This window comes from Pseudomonas lopnurensis, assembly GCF_015070855.1.
Taxonomy (GTDB): domain Bacteria; phylum Pseudomonadota; class Gammaproteobacteria; order Pseudomonadales; family Pseudomonadaceae; genus Stutzerimonas; species Stutzerimonas lopnurensis.
The window spans coordinates 39297-58922 of sequence record NZ_JADDIX010000036.1 but is presented as its reverse complement, the minus strand read 5'-3'; the positions used below and the strand labels follow the sequence as shown (position 1 = coordinate 58922).

The 19626-nt window shown below is 64.9% G+C and carries 16 protein-coding genes and 1 pseudogene; 9 read left to right on the top strand and 8 right to left on the bottom strand.

The window, feature by feature from the left end:
* Positions 1–460 precede the first annotated feature (460 nt).
* The 4 genes from IN820_RS07740 (at position 461) to IN820_RS07725 (ending at position 4232) form a co-directional block, all read left to right on the top strand.
* Positions 461–1834, top strand: a complete 1374-nt coding sequence (locus IN820_RS07740; RefSeq protein ID WP_193680420.1) for an NfeD family protein — start codon at positions 461–463, stop codon at positions 1832–1834.
* Between the two features lie 3 nt (positions 1835–1837).
* Positions 1838–2596 carry a slipin family protein gene (locus tag IN820_RS07735; RefSeq protein WP_193680419.1) on the top strand — a complete coding sequence of 253 codons (759 nt, stop codon included), beginning with the start codon at positions 1838–1840 and terminating at the stop codon, positions 2594–2596.
* Complete coding sequence (locus tag IN820_RS07730; RefSeq protein WP_313054616.1) at positions 2597–3103, top strand: LEA type 2 family protein; 507 nt, start codon at positions 2597–2599, stop codon at positions 3101–3103.
* 196 nt (positions 3104–3299) lie between these two features.
* The gene (locus tag IN820_RS07725) at positions 3300–4232 is read left to right on the top strand and encodes an EamA family transporter (protein WP_193680418.1); all 933 of its coding nucleotides are present in this window, start codon (positions 3300–3302) and stop codon (positions 4230–4232) included.
* A gap of 36 nt (positions 4233–4268) precedes the next feature.
* Here the strand turns inward: IN820_RS07725 and treF are convergent, their stop codons facing one another.
* Complete coding sequence (gene treF / locus IN820_RS07720) at positions 4269–5909, bottom strand: alpha,alpha-trehalase TreF (protein ID WP_193680417.1); 1641 nt, start codon at positions 5907–5909, stop codon at positions 4269–4271.
* Positions 5906–6673, bottom strand: coding sequence for an SDR family NAD(P)-dependent oxidoreductase (locus tag IN820_RS07715; RefSeq protein ID WP_193680416.1), 768 nt, complete (start codon positions 6671–6673; stop codon positions 5906–5908). Before IN820_RS07715 ends, treF begins: the two co-directional genes overlap by 4 nt.
* Before the next feature lie 147 nt (positions 6674–6820).
* Between IN820_RS07715 and rarD the strand changes: the two genes are divergently transcribed.
* Entirely contained in the window at positions 6821–7711 is an 891-nt protein-coding gene (gene rarD / locus IN820_RS07710; protein WP_193680415.1) for an EamA family transporter RarD, read from the top strand.
* A 10-nt stretch (positions 7712–7721) separates the two neighbouring features.
* Here rarD and IN820_RS07705 read toward each other — a convergent pair whose 3' ends face one another.
* Complete coding sequence (locus IN820_RS07705) at positions 7722–8240, bottom strand: glycine cleavage system protein R (protein ID WP_193680414.1); 519 nt, start codon at positions 8238–8240, stop codon at positions 7722–7724.
* A gap of 229 nt (positions 8241–8469) precedes the next feature.
* Here IN820_RS07705 and IN820_RS07700 point away from each other — a divergent pair, with 229 nt between their 5' ends.
* The 3 genes from IN820_RS07700 to IN820_RS07690 all read left to right on the top strand — a co-directional run bounded on the left by IN820_RS07700 (position 8470) and on the right by IN820_RS07690 (position 13469).
* A complete protein-coding gene (locus IN820_RS07700) occupies positions 8470–10650 on the top strand; it encodes a malate synthase G (protein ID WP_193680413.1) in 2181 nt (726 codons plus the stop codon).
* A 183-nt stretch (positions 10651–10833) separates the two neighbouring features.
* Entirely contained in the window at positions 10834–12768 is a 1935-nt protein-coding gene (locus tag IN820_RS07695) for a putative nucleotidyltransferase substrate binding domain-containing protein (protein WP_193680412.1), read from the top strand.
* Positions 12765–13469 (top strand): 3'-5' exonuclease, encoded by a 705-nt coding sequence (locus IN820_RS07690; protein ID WP_193680411.1) that lies wholly within the window; start codon positions 12765–12767, stop codon positions 13467–13469. The genes IN820_RS07695 and IN820_RS07690 overlap by 4 nt, the downstream gene beginning before the upstream one ends.
* Positions 13470–13942: 473 nt before the next feature.
* On the opposite strand, the gene IN820_RS07685 is transcribed toward IN820_RS07690, so the two are convergent.
* From IN820_RS07685 to rloA2, 5 genes and pseudogenes are all read right to left on the bottom strand, one after another.
* Positions 13943–14464: a hypothetical protein gene (locus IN820_RS07685; protein WP_193680410.1), complete on the bottom strand. Its 522-nt coding sequence runs from the start codon at positions 14462–14464 to the stop codon at positions 13943–13945.
* Positions 14465–14561: 97 nt separating this feature from the next.
* Positions 14562–16331, bottom strand: a complete 1770-nt coding sequence (locus tag IN820_RS07680) for a sodium:solute symporter family protein (protein ID WP_193680409.1) — start codon at positions 16329–16331, stop codon at positions 14562–14564.
* A 5-nt stretch (positions 16332–16336) separates the two neighbouring features.
* On the bottom strand, positions 16337–16600 hold the full coding sequence (locus IN820_RS07675; protein ID WP_063540741.1) for a DUF4212 domain-containing protein: 264 nt from the start codon (positions 16598–16600) through the stop codon (positions 16337–16339).
* A gap of 404 nt (positions 16601–17004) precedes the next feature.
* A pseudogene (locus IN820_RS22550) lies at positions 17005–17349 on the bottom strand (hypothetical protein); the annotation flags it as partial.
* A gap of 145 nt (positions 17350–17494) precedes the next feature.
* Positions 17495–18004 carry a retropepsin-like aspartic peptidase RloA2 gene (gene rloA2 / locus IN820_RS07665; protein ID WP_193680433.1) on the bottom strand — a complete coding sequence of 170 codons (510 nt, stop codon included), beginning with the start codon at positions 18002–18004 and terminating at the stop codon, positions 17495–17497.
* A 179-nt stretch (positions 18005–18183) separates the two neighbouring features.
* Between rloA2 and dbpA the strand changes: the two genes are divergently transcribed.
* On the top strand, positions 18184–19563 hold the full coding sequence (dbpA, locus tag IN820_RS07660; RefSeq protein WP_193680408.1) for an ATP-dependent RNA helicase DbpA: 1380 nt from the start codon (positions 18184–18186) through the stop codon (positions 19561–19563).
* Positions 19564–19626 lie beyond the last annotated feature (63 nt).

Genomic DNA, 19626 nt, shown 5'->3' with positions numbered 1-19626 from the left:
TCCTACAGGGGGTACGTCTATCCGCAACAGCCAGCTCAGACATAGCCTTGTTTTTTATTGGATGAATTTTAGAGATTGCGCCAGTTCGCAGGGTGGGTAACGGCGAAGCCTTGGCCACGCGTCTGCCGGAACGCGGATTATCCTTTTGCCCCACCACTAGGCGTAGGCGCCCGCTTGCCGGCGATCGGCCGCAACGCCGATGATCGCCGGCAAGGACTCGGCGTCCCCCCGGGCTCCTACGGGCGCAGGGTGCACAGGCGGCTTTCCCGGGGCTGCACCCTGTTTGCTGCCCGACAGCGCTGCGGCGCAGACGCGCAGGCGCCTCCTACAGAGGCGTTATGCAGGCGGGCATCGGCTCATTCCGCGCGGCCGACTGGCGCAGCAGCGGGCCGCCCGGCCCCAGTCGTCTACGCTGAAGAAATACGGAGCCGATCGCCGAGCCGTCTGCGGAGGATTATCCATGTCTCGCCATCTGCCCCAACAGTTGGGCTGGCTACTGACGCTGCTGTTCGCGCTGGCCGGCCCGGCATTGGCCGCGGCACCGGTGACGGTGCTGCGCGTGGAGGGCGCGATCGGCCCGGCCAGCGCCGACTACGTCATCCGCGGCTTGCAGCAGGCGCACGACGAGGCCGCCCAACTGGTCGTACTGCAACTGGACACCCCCGGCGGCCTGGACAGCTCCATGCGCGCGATCATCAAGGAAATCCTCGCCAGCCCGGTGCCGGTCGCCACCTACGTGACGCCCAGCGGGGCGCGCGCGGCGAGTGCCGGCACCTACATGCTCTACGCCAGTCATGTCGCAGCGATGGCACCGGGCACCAATCTCGGCGCGGCGACGCCGGTGCAGATCGGCGGCGACATGCCTGGCGCCCCGCCGCAGCAGCCGGATGCCGACAACAAAGAGGACCCGCAGGCCCCCGGCGATGCCATGAGCCGCAAGCAGATCAACGACGCCTCCGCCTACATCCGCGGCCTCGCCCAATTGCGCGGGCGCAATGCCGAATGGGCCGAGCAGGCCGTGCGTGAGGCGGTCAGCCTGTCCGCTGCGGAAGCGCTCGAGCTCAAGGTGATCGATTACCTGGCCCGGGACCTGGCCGATCTACTGGCCCAGCTCGACGGCAAGACGCTGCAGACGATTTCCGCCGAGGTGCAGTTGCAGACTGCGGGCGCCACGCTGATCGAGCACGCGCCGGACTGGCGGGTGCGCCTGCTGGCCGTGATCACCAACCCCAGCGTGGCGCTGATCCTGATGATGATCGGCATCTACGGGCTGATCCTCGAATTCTCCAACCCCGGCATCGGCGCCGGCGGCGTGCTCGGCGGCATCTGCCTGATCCTCGCGCTCTATGCGCTGCAGCTGCTGCCGGTGAACTACGCCGGCGTGGCGCTGATCCTGCTCGGCATCGCCTTCATGGTCGCCGAGGCCTTCCTGCCGAGTTTCGGCGTGCTTGGCATCGGCGGCGTCGCCGCGTTCGTCGTCGGCGCGGTGATCCTCATCGACACCGAAGTGCCCGGCTACGGCATCCCGCTGTGGCTGATCGTACCGCTGGGCCTGGCCAGCGCACTGCTGGTCTTCATCATCGTCGCCATGGCGCTGAAGGCGCGACGACAGCAACTGGTCGGCGGCGACAGCGAACTGATCGGCAGCCTGGTCGTGGTCAGCGCGGTGCAGCCGCAAGCGCCGCTGAGCGGCTGGGCTCACCTGCAGGGCGAGAACTGGCAAATCCGCAGCGCCACGCCGCTGGAGGCCGGGCAGCAGGTGCGCGTGGTCGCCCGGCATGGCCTGCAGCTGGAGGTCGCCGTGACCGAACCGCCCCCCTTGGAGAGGAGTTGAATCATGGGTTATGAAATGAGTTTCATCGTCCTGCTGGTGCTGCTGGCAGGCGTGGTCGCTTCGGCCTTCCGCATCCTGCGCGAATACGAGCGCGGCGTGGTGTTCCAGCTCGGGCGCTTCTGGAAGGTCAAGGGGCCGGGGCTGATCCTGGTGATTCCCGGCCTGCAGCAGATGGTGCGGGTGGACCTGCGTACCCTGGTGCTGGACGTACCGACCCAGGACGTGATTTCCCGCGACAACGTCTCGGTGAAGGTCAACGCGGTGATCTACTATCGCGTGCTGGATGCGCAGAAGGCGATCATCCAGGTCGAGGATTACCACTCGGCCACCAGCCAACTGGCGCAGACCACCTTGCGCGCGGTACTCGGCAAGCACGATCTGGACGACATGCTCGCCGAGCGCGAGAAGCTCAACGGCGACATCCAGCAGGTGCTGGATGCGCAGACCGATGCCTGGGGTATCAAGGTGGCGAACGTCGAGATCAAGCATGTCGACCTCGACGAATCCATGATCCGCGCCATCGCCCGCCAGGCCGAGGCGGAACGCGAGCGGCGGGCCAAGGTCATTCATGCCGAAGGCGAACTGCAGGCCTCGGAAAAACTCATGCAGGCCGCCGAGATGCTCGGCCGCCAGACGGGCGCCATGCAGTTGCGCTACATGCAGACGCTGAGCAATATCGCCAGCGACAAGAACTCCACCATCGTCTTCCCGTTGCCCATCGAGCTGCTGCAGGGCCTCAAGAACCTGGACAGGAAACCCTGAGTGCAATCGCGCCCGAACATCCACGCCCTGTACACACTGCGCCTGCTGCTGGTGGCCCTGCTGGCACTGGCTCTGGGCGCCTGCGCGGCCTTTTCGCCACGCGATCCGCTCAACGTCCAGGTCGCCGGCATCCAGCCGCTGCAAGGCGAAGGCCTGGAACTGCGCTTCATGGTCAGACTGCGGCTGCAGAACCCCAACGACAGTGCCATCGACTACAACGGCGTCGCGCTGAACCTGGAGGTCAACGGTCGGCAACTGGCCAGTGGCGTCAGCGACCAGCGCGGCACCGTGCCGCGCTTCGGTGAAACGGTGCTCAACGTACCGGTGACCATTTCGGCCTTCTCCGCGGCCCGCCAGGCGCTGGGCCTGGCCGAACAGGCCGACGGCGAAGTGCCCTACGTCCTGCGCGGCAAGCTCGCCGGCGGCCTGTTCGGCACCCAGCGCTTCGTCGAGAGGGGCACCTTCGACCTGTCCCCGGTGACGGCGAATCCCTATCGCCGTCCCTGATGCACGGCATGCCGACTTGCTGTCGCCATTCGAGCCGGCGATCATTCGGCCCTTCGCGCGCAGGCACGCCTGTAGGAGCGAGCCATGCTCGCGAACCGACCCACTGCAAAACTTCGCGGGCATGGCCCGCTTCTACGATAGAGCTTCGCAGCGACGCGGCTTGCGGCGAAACGGCAACCCCTGACAAGAGAACCCCATGTCCACGCCCCCCGCCGCTGTCCCCGCGCCACCGACGCCCTTTCCCCGCCACATCGCCGTGCTTCTGCTGCTCTGCCTCGGCTGCGCGTTCGCCGGTAACCACATCGCGGCACGGATAGCCTTCGACGACGGCGCCGGCGTGCTGCTGGCGATCCTGCTGCGTTCCGGTGGCACCCTGCTGGCGCTCGCCGCCCTGGTGGCCTGGCAAGGCGAGCGCATCCGCCTGGGCGCGGCCACCTGGCGCTGGCAACTGCTGCTCGGCCTGCTGATCGCGACGCAGAGCCTGTGCCTGTATTCGGCCGTGGCCCGCATCCCCGTGGCCATCGCATTGCTGGTGGCGAACCTGTTTCCGATCCTGCTGGCCCTGCTGACCTGGGTGCTGGGCGGCCCCAGGCCGACGGCGCGCACCGCAGCGCTGATGGGGGTGATCCTCGTCGGCCTGGTGCTGGTGCTGGACGTGCCCGCACGGCTGGCCAGCGACCGCGCCGGCGGTCCGCAATGGGTGCTCGGCGTGACGCTGGCGTTCTGTGCCGCCACGGCCTTCGCCTGCGCGCTCTGGGTCACCGATCACAAGTTGTCGGCGGTGCGCGGCTCGGTGCGCAGCATGCTGACCATGCTGATCGTGTTCGCCAGCGCCAACCTCGCCGGTTTCGGCGGGGCGCTGCCCGGCGGGCTCGACCTGCCGGCCAGCAGCACCGGCTGGCTGGCGCTGGCGACGCTGGTGATGCTCTACGGCAGCGGTTTCATCATGCTGTTCGTCTCGGTGCCGCGGTTGGACATGCCGCGCAACGCGCCGGTGATGAACGTCGAGCCGCTCGCCAGCCTGCTGCTGGGCTGGCTGGTGCTCGACCAGATGCTCAATCCGGGACAGATCGTCGGTGGGCTGATCGTCGTCGCCGGCATCGTCCTGCTGACCTACCGCCGCCAGTGAACGGCCGCGACGACCCCTCGACCGGCAGCCCCGCCGTCACGGCTCGACTCCCACCTTGCGCTGGAGATCGTCGGCCCACTGGGCTCTGCAATGACCGGCGCGGCAGCGGTTGGCCTGGTGGCTGGGGTCTTCCTGCATCAGCTTGCGGGTGACGCCGTTGGTCCAGCCGAAGCCGTCCTGCAGCGGGTATTCGCCGCCGCCGGCATGCTCGGTGCAGGGCCGCAGCACGTATTTCTCGACCAGCTTGCTCTCGCGCTCGAACAGGTGGCCGACGATGCTCAGCCAGCGCTCCTCGATGTCCAGCGCCAGTTCGTCGTGCCCGTAGTGCTGCAGTCCGCGGATGCCGATCCACTGCAACGGCGCCCAGCCGTTGGGGCGGTCCCACTGCTCGCCGCTGCCGGCGATCTCGGTGGTCGCCAGCCCACCCGGCGCCAATAGCCGCGTGCGCACGGTCTCGGCGACCGCCGCGGCCTGCTCGGCGCTGGCCAACTGCACGAACAGCGGCGCCAGGGTGGCGGCGGTGAGGTTGTCGCGCTGGCGACGGCGCTGCCAGTCGTAGTCGAAATAGGCGCCGATCCGCGGATTCCACAGGTAGCGGTCGATCGCCGCCAACCGCGCTTCGGCGCGGCGGCGGAAATCGGCCGCGCAGGCCTGCTGCCCCTTCACCTCGGACAGCTTGGCGATCTGCCGCTCCAGCCTGTAGAGCAGACTGTTGAGGTCCACCGGCAGGATACTGGTGGTGCGGATGGTGCTCAGGCGGTGCGCATCGTCCAGCCAGCGCGAGCTGAAGTCCCAGCCCGATTCGGCGCCGGCGCGCAGGTCGCGATAGACCTCATGGCGCGGCCGGCAGGTGGCGCGCGCGGTCTCGACGTCCTCGCGGTAGGACTCCTCGCGCGGGGTGTCGCGCTCGTCCCAGTAGCGGTTGAGCACCACCCCGTCGGCCAGGCAGACGCAGCGCCGGTGCGTCTCGCCGGGGCGCAGCGAGTCGCCGCCGTCCATCCAGAAGGCGTATTCCTTGCGCAGCTGCGGCAGGTAGTCGCTGGCGCGATGCACGCCGCTTTCCTCGAACAGCTCGGTCATCAGGGCGAACACCGGTGGCTGCGAGCGCCCCAGGTAGTAGGTGCGGTTGCCGTTGGGCACGTGGCCGTAGGTGTCGATCAGGTAGGCGAAGTTGTCGGCCATCGAGCGCAGCAGGTCGCAACGACCGCTTTCGTCGAGGCCGAGCATGGTGAAGTAGGAGTCCCAGTAGTACAGCTCGGTGAAGCGTCCGCCCGGCACCACGTAGTCGTGCGGCAGCGGCAGCAGCGAGGAATGCGCCGGGTGCTCCTGGGGATGCCGGGTGAGCACCGGCCAGAGCCGGTCGATGTGCTCGGCCAGGCTGTCGTCGGGGTTGGCGACGAACTCCTTGGCGGGCATCCGGTAGAGGCTGAAGTGCTCGTGGACGAAGGCCTTCAGGTCGAAACCGGGTTCGTCGCAGCGGGCCCGGTAGCGCTCGAGGATCGCCTCCGGAGGGCGCAGCGGTGCGCAGTCGACGAAGGTCTTGCTATCGGAAAAGACCCTTTGCATCTGCACCGCGACGAACAGTTCCTGATAACGGTCGGCAGGGGTCAGGGTGTCGGCCGCCGAGACGGCGGTGGTGTCGTAGTCGAACGGGTAGCACGGCTGGGTATCGGTCATTGTTCGTTGTAGTTCCATAGCAGGCCACCATCGACCACCAGTGTAGTCCCGGTGATGTATTCGGCATCCGCCGAGGCGAGGAAGGCCACCGCGCCGGCCACGTCGTGCGGCCGACCGAGGCGCCCCGCCGGGATGTTCTTCAGCAGGCTGGCGAGCTTGTCCGGCTGGTTCAACAGCGCGCGGTTGATCGGTGTTTCCACCGCCCCGGGGGCCACGTTGTTCACCGTGATGCCCAGCGGCGCCAGTTCGATGGCGATGTTGCGCATCAGCATCTTCAAGCCGCCCTTGCTGGCGCAGTAGGCGGTGAAGTTGGGATGCGGCAGCTCCTCGTGCACCGAACTGTTGTTGATGATGCGCCCGCCGCGCCCCTGCTCGCGCAGATGCCGGGCGAAGGCCTGGGCGAGGAAGAACGGCCCACGCAGGTTGACCTCCAGTACCCGGTCGTAATTCTCTTCGCCGGCATCGAGGAACGCGGCGTGCGTCTGCACCCCGGCATTGTTGACCAGGATATCCAGCCGGCCCATGCGCGCGACGCTCTCGCGCACCAGGCGCCGGCAGTCCTCGACACGGCCGACGTCCGCGGCGATGAAACAGGCGCGTCGCCCGCAGGCGCGCACCTGCTCGAGGCTCTCGCGGGCTTCGGCGTCGTCCTCGCGGCCGTTGAGGACGACGTCGGCGCCCTCCTGCGCCAGTCTCACGGCGATGCCACGGCCGATGCCGTGGGTGCTGCCGGTGATCAGGGCCACCTGGGCGTGAAGTTTCATGCTGTCTCCGATGGGCTGCCGTTTCGAACTCAGACGGAACCAGCCGGGTCATGTTCCCCGTCGTTGCGTTGCAGCGTGCGATGCCAGCAGACAAGTGCGACATTGCGGCGCACAATGACCGGCTTTTCCGCATCCAGGGACGCTTACATGGCGACCGCCGATTTGCGCAAAGGCTATCTGCTGGGGCTCGCCACCTTCAGCATCTGGGGCCTCTTTCCGCTGTATTTCAAATCGATCGAGCAATACGCCGCGCTGGAAATCGTCACCCAGCGCGTCATCTGGTCGGCGGTGTTCGGCACCCTGGCCCTGCTGCTCTGGCGCCATCCGGGCTGGTGGCGCGAGTTGCTGGCGAATCCCCGGCGCCTCGGTGTGCTGGCGATTTCCAGTGTGCTGATCGCGGCCAACTGGCTGATCTACGTCTGGGCGGTGAACCATGACCGGATGATCGAAGCCAGCCTCGGCTACTACATCAATCCGCTGGTCAACGTACTGCTCGGGCTGATCGTGCTGCGTGAGCGCCTGCGGCCCTTGCAATGGCTGGCCGTGGCGATGGCCGCCATCGGGGTCGGCCTGCAGTTGCTGACGCTCGGCGAGTTTCCCTGGATTTCCATCGTGCTGGCGCTAAGCTTCGGCACCTACGGCCTGCTGCGCAAGCAGGCACCGGTGGCCGCGTTGCCGGGGCTGGTGGTGGAAACCTGGCTGTTGCTGCCGGTCGCCGTAGCCTGGCTGCTGCTGTTCGGCAGCGGTGCGAGCACCGAGCCGGCCTTCTGGACCACGCCCGAGGCGCTCTGGCTGATGGCTGCAGGACCGGTGACGCTGATCCCGCTGCTGGGCTTCAACGCCGCCGCACGCCACCTGCCGTATTCGACCCTCGGTTTTCTGCAGTACCTGACGCCGACGCTGCTGCTGGTCCTGGCCGTGCAGGTGTTCGGCGAGCCGTTCCCGGTGGACAGGCAGCTGGCGTTCTTCTGCATCTGGGCGGGCCTTGCGGTGTACAGCCTGGACGCCTGGCGCATCATGCGCCGAAGCGCCGCCTAAGCGCCTACGTCTACTCGGCCGGCTGCAGCTTGAGCTCGACCATCAGGTCGTCGGCCAGGGTTTCCAGACGCTCCTGCAGCAGCTCCAGCGACAGTTCGCTCGGCACCGCCAGGCGCGCCTCGGCACGGAACAGCAGCTCGCTGCTCATCGGCGCCGGCAACACGTCGGTGTCCAGGCTTTCCAGGTTGATGCCCTGCTCGGCCAGCAGGCGGGTGATGTCGCGCACGATCCCCGGCCGGTCGTTGCCGACCAGTTCCAGCTGGATTTCCTGCCAGCTCGCCTGCGGTTCCGCGCCGCTGTGCGCCAGCAATACGCGTATGCCTTGGGCCTGCAGGCCCTGCAGGGCGGTGGTGAGTTCGGCGTGAGATTGGTCGGGAACCGCCACCCGCAGGATGCCGGCGAACTGCCCGGCCATGCGCGACATGCGGCTCTCCAGCCAATTGCCGCCGTGGTCGGCGATGCATTGGGCCAGCCGCTCGACCAGCCCAGGCTGGTCCTCGGCGATGACCGTGAGTACGAGGTGATCCATGGAACGCTCCTTGGCTGTGATGGGGGGCCGATCCGCACGCCGCGGCACGATCGGCACGCAGAAGGCCCAATAGGTATAGCAGGCCGATGCCCGCAGAACCGGCACGCAACGCCCCAGAACGCGACCGACAGCGGACTGATTTTCCCCACGGCTTCATGTAGTATCCGGCGACTCGGACTACAAGAATCGAATCCGTCCGGCGAATGAGAAGAACCAAGTGAGGCGAGTAATGACTGAGCGCGTTCAAGTCGGTGGCCTGCAGGTCGCCAAAGTCCTGTACGACTTCGTGAACAACGAGGCGATTCCTGGCACTGGCGTCGACGCCGCGGCCTTCTGGGCCGGCGCCGACAGCGTCATCCACGACCTGGCGCCGAAGAACCGTGCCCTGCTGGCCAAGCGCGACGAGCTGCAGGCCCGGATCGACGCCTGGCACCAGGCCCGCGCTGGTCAGGCCCACGATGCCGTGGCCTACAAGGCCTTCCTGCAGGACATCGGCTACCTGCTGCCCGAAGCCGAAGACTTCCAGGCCACCACCGAGAACGTCGACGAAGAAATCGCCCGCATGGCCGGCCCGCAACTGGTGGTGCCGATCATGAACGCGCGCTTCGCCCTGAACGCCGCCAACGCCCGCTGGGGCTCGCTGTACGACGCGCTCTACGGCACCGACGCCATCTCTGAAGAAGATGGCGCCAGCAAAGGTCCAGGCTACAACGAGATCCGCGGCAACAAGGTCATCGCCTACGCCCGCGCCTTCCTCGACGAAGCCGCACCGCTGGAATCCGGCTCCCACGTCGATTCCACCGGCTACCGCATCGAAGCCGGCAAGCTGGTCGTCTCGCTGAACGACGGCAGCACCACCGGCCTGAAGAACCCGGCCCAGCTGCAGGGCTTCCAGGGCGAAGCCAGCGCGCCGATCGCCGTGCTGCTGAAGAACAACGGCATCCACTTCGAGATTCAGATCGACCCGAGCAACCCGATCGGCCAGACCGACGCCGCCGGCGTGAAGGACATCCTGATGGAAGCGGCGCTGACCACCATCATGGACTGCGAAGACTCCATCGCCGCCGTCGACGCCGACGACAAGACCATCGTCTACCGCAACTGGCTCGGCCTGATGAAGGGCGATCTGGTCGAGGAGCTGGAAAAGGGCGGCAAGCGCATCACCCGCGCCATGAACCCGGACCGCGTCTACACCAAGGCCGCCGGCAACGGCGAGCTGACCCTGCATGGCCGCTCCTTGCTGTTCATCCGCAACGTCGGCCACCTGATGACCAACGACGCCATCCTCGACAAGGACGGCAACGAAGTGCCGGAAGGCATCATGGACGGCCTGTTCACCAGCCTCGCCGCCATCCACAACCTCAAGGGCAACACCAGCCGCAAGAACACCCGCACCGGCTCGATGTACATCGTCAAGCCGAAGATGCACGGCCCGGAAGAAGTCGCCTTCGCCACCGAGCTGTTCGGCCGCGTCGAGGACGTCCTCGGCCTTGCGCGCAACACCCTGAAGGTCGGCATCATGGACGAGGAGCGTCGCACCACGATCAACCTCAAGGCCTGCATCAAGGAAGCGCGCGAGCGCGTGGTGTTCATCAACACCGGCTTCCTCGACCGCACCGGCGACGAAATCCACACCTCCATGGAAGCCGGCCCGATGGTGCGCAAGGCGGCCATGAAGGCCGAGAAGTGGATCAGTGCCTATGAGAACAACAACGTCGACGTCGGCCTGGCCTGCGGCCTTCAGGGCCGCGCGCAGATCGGCAAGGGCATGTGGGCCATGCCCGACCTGATGGCCGCCATGCTCGAGCAGAAGGTCGGCCACCCGCTGGCCGGTGCCAACACCGCCTGGGTGCCATCGCCGACCGCCGCCACCCTGCACGCCATGCACTACCACAAGGTCGACGTGCAGGCGCGCCAGGCTGAGCTGGCCAAGCGCGAGAAGGCTTCGATCGACGACATCCTCACCATCCCGCTGGCACCGAACACCGACTGGAGCGAGGAAGAGAAGCGCAACGAGCTGGACAACAACGCCCAGGGCATCCTCGGCTACATGGTGCGCTGGGTCGAGCAGGGCGTCGGCTGCTCCAAGGTGCCGGACATCAACGACGTCGCGCTGATGGAAGACCGCGCCACCCTGCGCATCTCCAGCCAGCACGTGGCCAACTGGATGCGCCACGGCGTAGTGACCAAGGACCAGGTGATCGAGAGCCTCAAGCGCATGGCGCCGGTGGTCGACCGCCAGAACCAGGGCGACCCGCTGTACCGCCCGATGGCGCCGAACTTCGACGACAGCGTGGCCTTCCAGGCCGCCCTGGAGCTGGTCCTCGAAGGCACCAAGCAGCCCAATGGCTACACCGAGCCGGTGCTGCATCGCCGCCGCCGCGAGTTCAAGGCCAAGAACGGCCTGTAAGCGGCACGCCGCGCCAGAAAAACCGCCCTCCGGGGCGGTTTTTTTATGTCCGCGCCGCGTCGCAACAGCCCGAAACAACGGGCTGACCCCGATCAGCCTTGGCCATGTCCCGGCTGACTAGACTTACGTCCAATTGGGCCGAACCGGCCCACGGCCCACCATGAACAAAAAATGGAAGTCACCATGAGCACACCTGACGCCTTCGCCCAGGCAGGGAAGACGGCCGTACTGCAGAACATCCATGGCAGCATGGAATTCCTGCGCAAATACGCCCCGTTCAATCAGATGGAAACGGCACATCTCGCCTACCTCGTCGAAAACTGCGAGTTGCGCTTCTACGCCGAAGGCGACTGCATCATTTCACCCGACGACGGCGTGGTGCAGCATTTCTTCATCGTCAAGCAGGGCCGCGTCCATGGCCTGCGCCCGCACACCGCCAAGCGCGGAACCGACACCACCTTCGAAGTCATCGTCGGCGAATGCTTTCCGATGGCGGCGCTCATGGGCGAGCGCGCCACCCGCACCGCGCACCTGGCGGCCGAAGACACCTTCTGCTTCCTGCTGAACAAGCCGGCCTTCGTCAAGCTGGTGTCCATCTCCACCGCCTTCCGCGACTTCGCCATGCGTGGCGTCAGCAGCCTGCTCGATCTGGTCAACCAGCAGGCGCAGATGCGCGCGGTGGAAAGCCTCGGCGAGCACTATTCGCTGGAAACCCGCATCGGCGAGCTGGCGCTGCACCACCCAGTGTCCTGCCTGCCGTCCAGGCCGCTCGACGAAGCCGTCGGGCTGATGCAGGAACAGAACGTAGGCAGCATCGTCATCGTCGACGAGTTGCTGCATCCCCAGGGCATCTTCACCCTGCGCGACCTGCGCCGGGTCATCGGCAGCGGCACCACCGATCTGGCCGCGCCGATCGGCCAGTTCATGACCCACGACCCTTTCCACCTGCCGCCGGATGCCACCGCCTTCGATGCCGCCATCGCCATGACCGAGCGGCATATCGCGCATGTCTGCGTGGTGGAGAACGGCCTGCTCTGCGGGGTGATCTCCGAACGCGACCTGTTCTCCCTGCAGCGCGTAGACCTGGTGCATCTGGCACAAACCATCCGCCATGCCGACGGCGTCGACGCGCTGGTGGTGATCCGCAGTCGCATCAGGCAGTTGGTCGACAACATGCTGGCCCACGGCGCCTCGTCGACGCAGATCACCCACATCGTCACGCTGCTCAACGACCACACCGTCAGCCGCGTGATCGAACTGGCCCTCGCGGATATGGGCGATCCCGGCGTTCCCTTCACCTGGCTGTGTTTCGGCAGCGAAGGCCGTCGCGAACAGACCCTGCACACCGACCAGGACAACGGCATGCTCTTCGAGGCGGCCGATGCCGCCGAAGCCGCGCACATCCGCGGGCGCCTGCTGCCGCTGGCCGAGCGCATCAACCGCGACCTCGATACCTGTGGCTTCACCCTGTGCAAGGGCAACATCATGGCCAGCAACCCGCAGCTGTGCCTGTCGCGTCAGGAATGGAACCGCCGCTTCAGTTCGTTCATTCGCGAAGCCACGCCGGAGAACCTGCTCAGCAGTACCATCTATTTCGACCTGCGCGCCATCTGGGGCTCGTCCGAAGGATGCGAACAATTGCGCCAGAGCCTGCTCGAAGAAATCGCCGACAACAGTCTGTTCCAGCGCATGATGGCCGACAACGCCCTGCGCCACCGGCCGCCGGTGGGGCGCTTCCGCGATTTCGTCGTGGCCCGCAAGGGCGACGGCAAGGACACCCTCGACCTCAAGGTGCAAGGCCTGACCCCCTTCGTCGACGGCGCCCGCCTGCTGGCGCTGAGCAATGGCATCGGTGCTTGCAACACCCTGGAGCGCCTGCGCCAGCTGGTGGAAAAGAACGTCATCGAGCAAAAGGATGGTGCGGCCTACGAAGAGGCCTACCACTTCATCCAGCAAACGCGCATGCAGCACCATCAGCAGCAGGCACGCGACGGACAGCCATATTCCAACCGGCTCGATCCCGATAGTCTCAACCACCTGGACCGGCGCATCCTGCGCGAGTCCTTCAGGCAGGCCCAGCGCCTGCAGAGCAGTCTGGCGCTGCGATATCAACTATGAATATGGCCTGGTTCAAGAGTCGAGGTCCCTCGCTGGAACTCGAACAGCTGCAACGCCGCGACCAACTGCTGGCCCCGGCACCACTCAATGCCTGCCCGCTGACCGAGCAGCGCATGGTAGTGCTCGACCTGGAAACCAGCGGGCTGGACACCCGGCGCGACGTGGTGCTGTCGATCGGTGCCGTGGTCATCGATCACGGCGGTATCGACCTGGGCAACCAGTTCGAGCGCACGCTGCTGCGCCCGGACCAGAAGCTCAGTTCCAGCGTGCTCATTCACGGCATTTCCCCCAGCGAACTGGAAGCCGGCAGCGACCCGGTCGAGGCGCTGCTGGATTTCATGGAGTTCGTTGGCGACAGCCCGATCCTGGCATTCCATGCTGGTTTCGATCAGCGCATGCTGGCCCGCGCGCTGAAGGAAAGCCTCGGCTACAAGCTGCGCCACCCATTCATCGACGTCGCCGAGCTGGCACCGATGCTCTGTCCGGACAACCGCCCGCGCCACAGCGGCCTGGATGACTGGACCGCCCACTTCGGCCTGCAGATCCTGCAGCGTCACCATGCCAGCGCCGATGCGCTGATCACTGCCGAGCTGGCGCTGATGCTGTTCAGCCGGGCCCGCCGCCAGGGTGTGGCCGACCTCGCCGCCCTGACCCTGCGCCTGAACAACTGGCGCAAGCGTCAGCAGGCACGCATGCTCTAGAGGCCTGTGCGGTTAACGCAAGTCCGATACCGATGGTTTCCCGGCAAGGCGCTGCGACGAGTCATAGCAGCGCCATGGCGAGGCGCGGCAACGCGCTAGCGTCCTGCCTGGTTAGCTTGTTAACTGACTGGGCATTAAGTTGTGGAGCCAGCTTGCTGGCGATCATCGGCGATGGTGGTCGGGACCGCCAGCAAGGACTGGGCGTCCCCCAGGCTCCCTACGCTCGAAAGCCTGTTGCGCTTCTCCCGAGTCGAGCCAACGTGTGGATAAACGTCCAAGACAGTCCACTAGCGGGGCCATGAGCGCCGAAACTGGCCAACTGAACGGACCCAACAGGCCACCAGAGTCCGTTGCCGTTTCATGCGCGGCCGCGCCGGAGCCTGTTTTGGACGCGAGGCAAGACAGTTGCGCAGTTCAGCCGTCCAGATGAACCATCGAGCAGCACCGCAGCGCTGCGATCGCATGGTAAAGGCTCATCTGCGCTCCGATGCACAAACCGCCTGGTACAGCGGCGCGTCCGCATCCAGCTGGACGAGGGTCCCGACCTTCGCCTGGCCTGCCTCATTCAGTCTCACCATCACTTTCTCACTGCAGAGCATTTGATAACCGCTGCTCTTCACGGTGGACATCAGGTGGTTCTTTTCGAAGCGGTACAGCACGAAGCGTGCAATCCGCCCTTGATCCGTGTCCTGAATCTGCGTATTCGCTTCATCCAGAACCGTATAGGCCAACGGCATCGGAAACACCATGGTCCAAGGCCGCCAGAGCATATCGCCCTCTTCGCTCGAGACAACCACAGAGCCTTCTGGCAGTCGCGCTTTGGTGCTTTCGAACCAGGTGTATTCGTAATGGATGGTGTAAGCCAGCATACCCAGGCCGGCGAATACCGGAACGATCCATTTCGGCAGTCGCTTACGCGTCAGGGAGCGCAGCAATAGCCCGATCCCCGCGCCCGCCACTGCGGCGATGATTGCAGCGATTAAATGCCAGAACATATACAACTCCCCTAAAAAAATCGGGCCTCCAAATGGAAGCCCGACTTCTACCTCAACCTTGTGCCAGACCAGGTCTGACGTCTGGTTGCATTATCGATCAGTGATCAAGCGCAACGCCAGCACCTTTCGGGGTACGAACGCTCTCGACCAGATCCTGAATCTCCTGCGGCGGAGCCTGGGTAGCCATCGAAACGGCGTAGGCCACGGCGAAGTTCAGGATGGCACCCACGGCGCCGAAGGCCTGCGGGGAGATACCCATCCACCACTGATCAGGCGTGTTGGCCAGACTGTTGGTGCCAGGGATGAAGAACCAGCCCAGGTACAGGAAGATGTACACCGCGGTGGACACCACACCTACCAGCATACCGGCCACGGCACCTGCGCTGTTCACGCGCTTGGAGAAGATACCCATCATCAGCGCCGGGAACAGGCTCGCTGCCGTGAGACCGAACGCCAGTGCCACTACCTGAGCCGCGAAGCCCGGCGGGTTCAGCCCCAGATAGGTCGCCAGGAGAATGGCTGCCGTCATGGACAGACGAGCGGCCAGCATCTCGTTCTTCTCGCTGATCTTCGGATTGATGAGCGTCTTGATCAGGTCGTGACTGATGGCGGAGGAGATCGCCAGCAGCAGACCCGCCGCAGTGGACAGTGCCGCCGCGATGGCACCCGCCGCGATCAGACCGATGACCCAGCCTGGCAGGTTGGCGATTTCCGGGTTGGCCAGAACGATGATGTCGTTGTTCACGGTCAGCTCGTTGCCGTTCCAGCCACGCTCCTGAGCGGTCGGGGTGAAGGCAGCGTTGGCGTCGTTGTACATCTGCACACGGCCATCGCTGTTCTTGTCTTCCCACTTGATCAGACCGGTACGTTCCCAGGTCTGCACCCACTCAGGACGATCTTCGTAGCGGATCGCTTCAGCCTGCGGGCCTTCCGGATAGATGGTCTGAACCAGGTTCAGACGAGCCATGGAGGCAACGGCCGGAGCGGTGAGGTACAGCAGGGCGATGAACACCAGGGTCCAGCCAGCGGACCAGCGAGCATCAGCTACCTTCGGTACGGTGAAGAAGCGAATGATCACGTGCGGCAGACCAGCGGTACCGATCATCAGCGACAGGGTGAACAGGAACATGTTCAGCTTGTTGTCGATGTCGGCGGTGTAGGCCGCGAAGCCCAGGTCGGTGACGACCTGATCCAGCTTGTCCAGCAGCGGCACGCCGGAATCGACGTGGGTACCGAACATACCGAACATCGGGATCGGGTTGCCCGTCAGCTGCATGGCAATGAACACCGCCGGAATGGTGTAGGCGATGATCAGAACGATGTACTGAGCCACCTGGGTGTAGGTGATGCCCTTCATGCCGCCGAATACGGCGTAGGCGAACACGATCGCGGCAGCGATCCAGATACCGGCGGAGTTGCTCACTTCCAGGAAGCGGGAGAACGCCACACCCGCACCGGCCATCTGACCGATCACGTAGGTCACGGAGATCAGAATCAGACAGATAACGGCTACCAGGCGAGCACCACGGCTGTAGAAGCGGTCACCGATGAAGTCCGGTACGGTGAACTTGCCGAACTTGCGCAGGTAGGGCGCCAGCAGCATGGCCAGCAGCACGTAGCCACCGGTCCAGCCCATCAGGTACACGGAGGTGGCATAACCGCCGGAAGCGATGATACCGGCCATGGAAATGAACGATGCTGCAGACATCCAGTCCGCTGCAGTCGCCATACCGTTGGTTACCGGGTGGACGCCACCACCGGCGACATAGAATTCCTTAGTCGACCCGGCGCGAGCCCAGACCGCGATCCCGATATAGAGCAGGAACGAGGCGCCCACGAATAGCATGTTGATCCAATATTGGCTCATTCTGATTACTCCTCAACCCCGAATTCCTTGTCCAGTTTGTTCAGCCGCCACGCGTAGTGGAAGATGATCGCAATGAACGTGATGATGGAACCCTGTTGAGCGAACCAGAAGCCGAGATCCGTTCCCCCGACGGGGATTCCGGAAAGCAGAGGTCGCAAGAGGATTGCAAAACCATAAGAGACAAGAGCCCAAACCACCAGACTCCAAGTTATAAGGCGAACATTCGCCTTCCAGTACGCAGCAGCATTTTCTTTATCGTTGTCGGCCATGACGTTCTCCGCCTTATTTTTATTGCGTGTGAAGGGAACCCACAGGCTGAATTTAACAGGGGTGGGTTAATGAATGAAAGCCCCGACTTTAGTCTGACGAAGAACACGAAATGGCGGTCGACCCGCCGAGCAGAGCCCCGCAAAGCAGCACGCGATGGCCAGAAGCCACCCATCAGAGCGGCAGCCGCAACCTTCGCCGCAGACGCTCCGGACACACCGTGCCCGCCAGTTTTTCGAAACGGCACCTCCCAAGGCCTCCTCCCGCGCAGGAAGAAGAATCCAAGACTGGTCGGTCATGAATCATTCATTCGGACTCGACGATTCAATAAACATCCACAGCAATTAATTAATCAAAAACCGCAAACGACAAATCAAATATATCGCCGCTACATCTAAAATTATTATCAACCCATAAAAGAGCCACCAGTTGGGTCGCAAGCCCAATTCGTTAATTTATTTTTGATTGCAGCCAACCTTGCGCGATGCATTGGCTTAATTCAGCCGTTTTGCTCCATCGGAACGGCTTGGCGGAATGTTCGTTACGCGCCTCGATAGAACGGCGGATAGCCGTTTTCAGATCAGCCACTTTCAGATCAGCCACCCTGCCGAGGGCATCGCGATACGGTGCCCGCCTTTCCGGCTGAGCGAACCAGCCTTCCACGACGTTCAGCCATGAAGCGGCTAATTGGCGTGAAATGTGGCTTGAAGCGGGGAGGTTTCTCCAGCCATCTCCTGACGTCCGCAGTTTGAGTAGAGCCGAGTGGCACGTGCCACGTGCCACGTGGTTCAAGCGTGGCCGAGCAGCGAAGCCGCCAGTCATCGGCAGCCCCTGCCAGACACCCGCCGCTCCAGCCCGGCCCGGAAAGCCCATGCCAACCGAATGGCGGTGCCGCGCTAGCAGGCGGGCCGACCTGCCGTGTATTTGTCGGCCGGATCGATCGCGGCGTTCAGATCCCGGATGGTCTCGACGCCGATCAACAGCGGATAACTGAAATGGGTGCGATCGGTCAGGTTGACCTCGGCCTCGCGCAGTTGGTCGCCAATGCACAGCTGCATGCCGATGACGGGGCGCTCGGCTCGCGGCGGCTCGCGGCCAGGCTCGACGCTGCCGGCCTCCTCGGCGCGTGACTTGATGCGGCTGATGCCGAGCAGGGGCTGCTCGTAGAGCGTGTCATCGGCGCCATCGACGGCCAGGCGGAAGCGCACCCAGTCCTCGCCATCGCGCCGGAACCGTTCGATGTCGCGCGCCGATAACGATGCGGTCACGGCGCCGGTGTCCATCTTGGCGGGCAGGGTCTTGCCGATTTCTTCGATCTTGATGTGCTCGTAACGGCCGTAGAGGGTGGGCTGAGCCGCGAACGCAGGAAGCGCCAGCAGCCCGGCGAGAAAGAGAACACGTGACAAAACAATCTCCTGGAGACGACTAATGGGCAATTTTCGATCGACCCGTCCTCGCGGGGTTCCGCTTGGCCACCATACAAAACATTTCCGTCCCTGCCGCAGCATCCGCTCGGCTGTTCGCCGCGCATGCATGGGCGGCCCTGTTAGACTGCACGCCGTTTCCCCCGCCGAAGATTCTGCCCGTGCCCAGTTCCGCCTTTGCCTCGCTGCCGCTTTCCGCTGCCATGCTGGCCAACCTCGACGCCCTCGGCTACACGGAGATGACTCCGATCCAGGCGCAAAGCCTGCCGGTGATGCTCAAGGGCCAGGACCTGATCGCCCAGGCCCGAACCGGCAGCGGCAAGACCGCCGCCTTCGGCATCGCTCTGCTCGACCCGCTGAATCCACGCTATTTCGGTTGCCAGGCGCTGGTGCTGTGCCCGACCCGAGAACTCGCCGACCAGGTCGCCAAGGAACTGCGCCGGCTGGCTCGGGCGGCGGACAACATCAAGATCCTCACGCTCTGCGGCGGGGTTTCCATCGGCCCGCAGATCGGTTCGCTGGAGCATGGCGCCCACGTCATCGTCGGCACCCCGGGGCGGATTCAGGAACACCTGAACAAAGGCACGCTGAAACTCGACGGGCTGAACACCCTGGTGCTCGACGAAGCCGACCGCATGCTCGACATGGGCTTCTACGACGCCATCGCCGAGATCATCGGGCAGACGCCCGCCACGCGGCAGACCCTGCTGTTCTCCGCCACCTACCCAGCGGGCATCGGACAACTCGCGGCGGCCTTCATGCGCACCCCGCAGCGGGTCAAGGCCGAGATCCTGCACGACGATGCCCGGATCGAGCAGCGCTTCTACGAAATCGACTCGGGCGAACGCCTGGAGGCGGTGGTGCGGGTGCTGACCAGCTTCCGCCCGGAGAGCTGCGTAGCGTTCTGCTTTACCAAACAGCAATGCCAGGACCTGGTCGAGCATCTGCATGCCCGCGGCATCTCGGCAATGGCCCTGCATGGCGATCTGGAGCAGCGCGATCGCGACCAGGTGCTGGCGATGTTCGCCAACCGCAGCCTGTCGGTGCTGGTGGCCACCGACGTGGCGGCGCGCGGGCTGGATATCGCTGCGCTGGACATGGTGATCAACGTCGAGCTGGCGCGTGATGCGCAGATCCATGTACACCGTATCGGCCGTACCGGCCGCGCCGGCAACAAAGGCCTCGCCATCAGCCTGGTAGCCCCGGCGGAAGCGCATCGCGCGCAGGCCATCGAGAAGCTGCAGCAGACACCACTGAACTGGCAGCCGTTGAGCAGCCTCGTGGCGAAGAGCGGCGAGCCGCTGCAACCGCCGATGACGAGCCTGTGCATCGCCGCCGGGCGCAAGGACAAGCTGCGCCCTGGCGACATTCTCGGCGCGCTCACCGGCGACGCCGGCATTCCCGGCAGCAAGGTGGGCAAGATCGCCATCTTCGACTTCCAGGCCTTCGTCGCGGTGGAACGCGATGTCGCCAGGCAGGCACTGCAGCGGCTCAACGCCGGCAGGATCAAGGGCCGCTCGCTGAAGGTCCGGGCGCTGTAGGGTGGGCAACGGCGAAGCCTTGCCCACGCGTCCGGCGGGATAACTGCACGGTTGTAGGAGCCC

Excerpts from the sequence above, each read along its gene's own strand:
- IN820_RS07740 (WP_193680420.1), top strand. The coding sequence starts at position 461 with ATGTCTCGCCATCTGCCCCAACAGTTGGGCTGGCTACTGACGCTGCTG.
- IN820_RS07735 (WP_193680419.1), top strand. The coding sequence starts at position 1,838 with ATGGGTTATGAAATGAGTTTCATCGTCCTGCTGGTGCTGCTGGCAGGC.
- IN820_RS07725 (WP_193680418.1), top strand. The coding sequence starts at position 3,300 with ATGTCCACGCCCCCCGCCGCTGTCCCCGCGCCACCGACGCCCTTTCCC.
- treF (WP_193680417.1), bottom strand. The coding sequence starts at position 5,909 with ATGACCGATACCCAGCCGTGCTACCCGTTCGACTACGACACCACCGCC.
- IN820_RS07715 (WP_193680416.1), bottom strand. The coding sequence starts at position 6,673 with ATGAAACTTCACGCCCAGGTGGCCCTGATCACCGGCAGCACCCACGGC.
- rarD (WP_193680415.1), top strand. The coding sequence starts at position 6,821 with ATGGCGACCGCCGATTTGCGCAAAGGCTATCTGCTGGGGCTCGCCACC.
- IN820_RS07705 (WP_193680414.1), bottom strand. The coding sequence starts at position 8,240 with ATGGATCACCTCGTACTCACGGTCATCGCCGAGGACCAGCCTGGGCTG.
- IN820_RS07700 (WP_193680413.1), top strand. The coding sequence starts at position 8,470 with ATGACTGAGCGCGTTCAAGTCGGTGGCCTGCAGGTCGCCAAAGTCCTG.
- IN820_RS07695 (WP_193680412.1), top strand. The coding sequence starts at position 10,834 with ATGAGCACACCTGACGCCTTCGCCCAGGCAGGGAAGACGGCCGTACTG.
- IN820_RS07690 (WP_193680411.1), top strand. The coding sequence starts at position 12,765 with ATGAATATGGCCTGGTTCAAGAGTCGAGGTCCCTCGCTGGAACTCGAA.
- IN820_RS07685 (WP_193680410.1), bottom strand. The coding sequence starts at position 14,464 with ATGTTCTGGCATTTAATCGCTGCAATCATCGCCGCAGTGGCGGGCGCG.
- IN820_RS07680 (WP_193680409.1), bottom strand. The coding sequence starts at position 16,331 with ATGAGCCAATATTGGATCAACATGCTATTCGTGGGCGCCTCGTTCCTG.
- IN820_RS07675 (WP_063540741.1), bottom strand. The coding sequence starts at position 16,600 with ATGGCCGACAACGATAAAGAAAATGCTGCTGCGTACTGGAAGGCGAAT.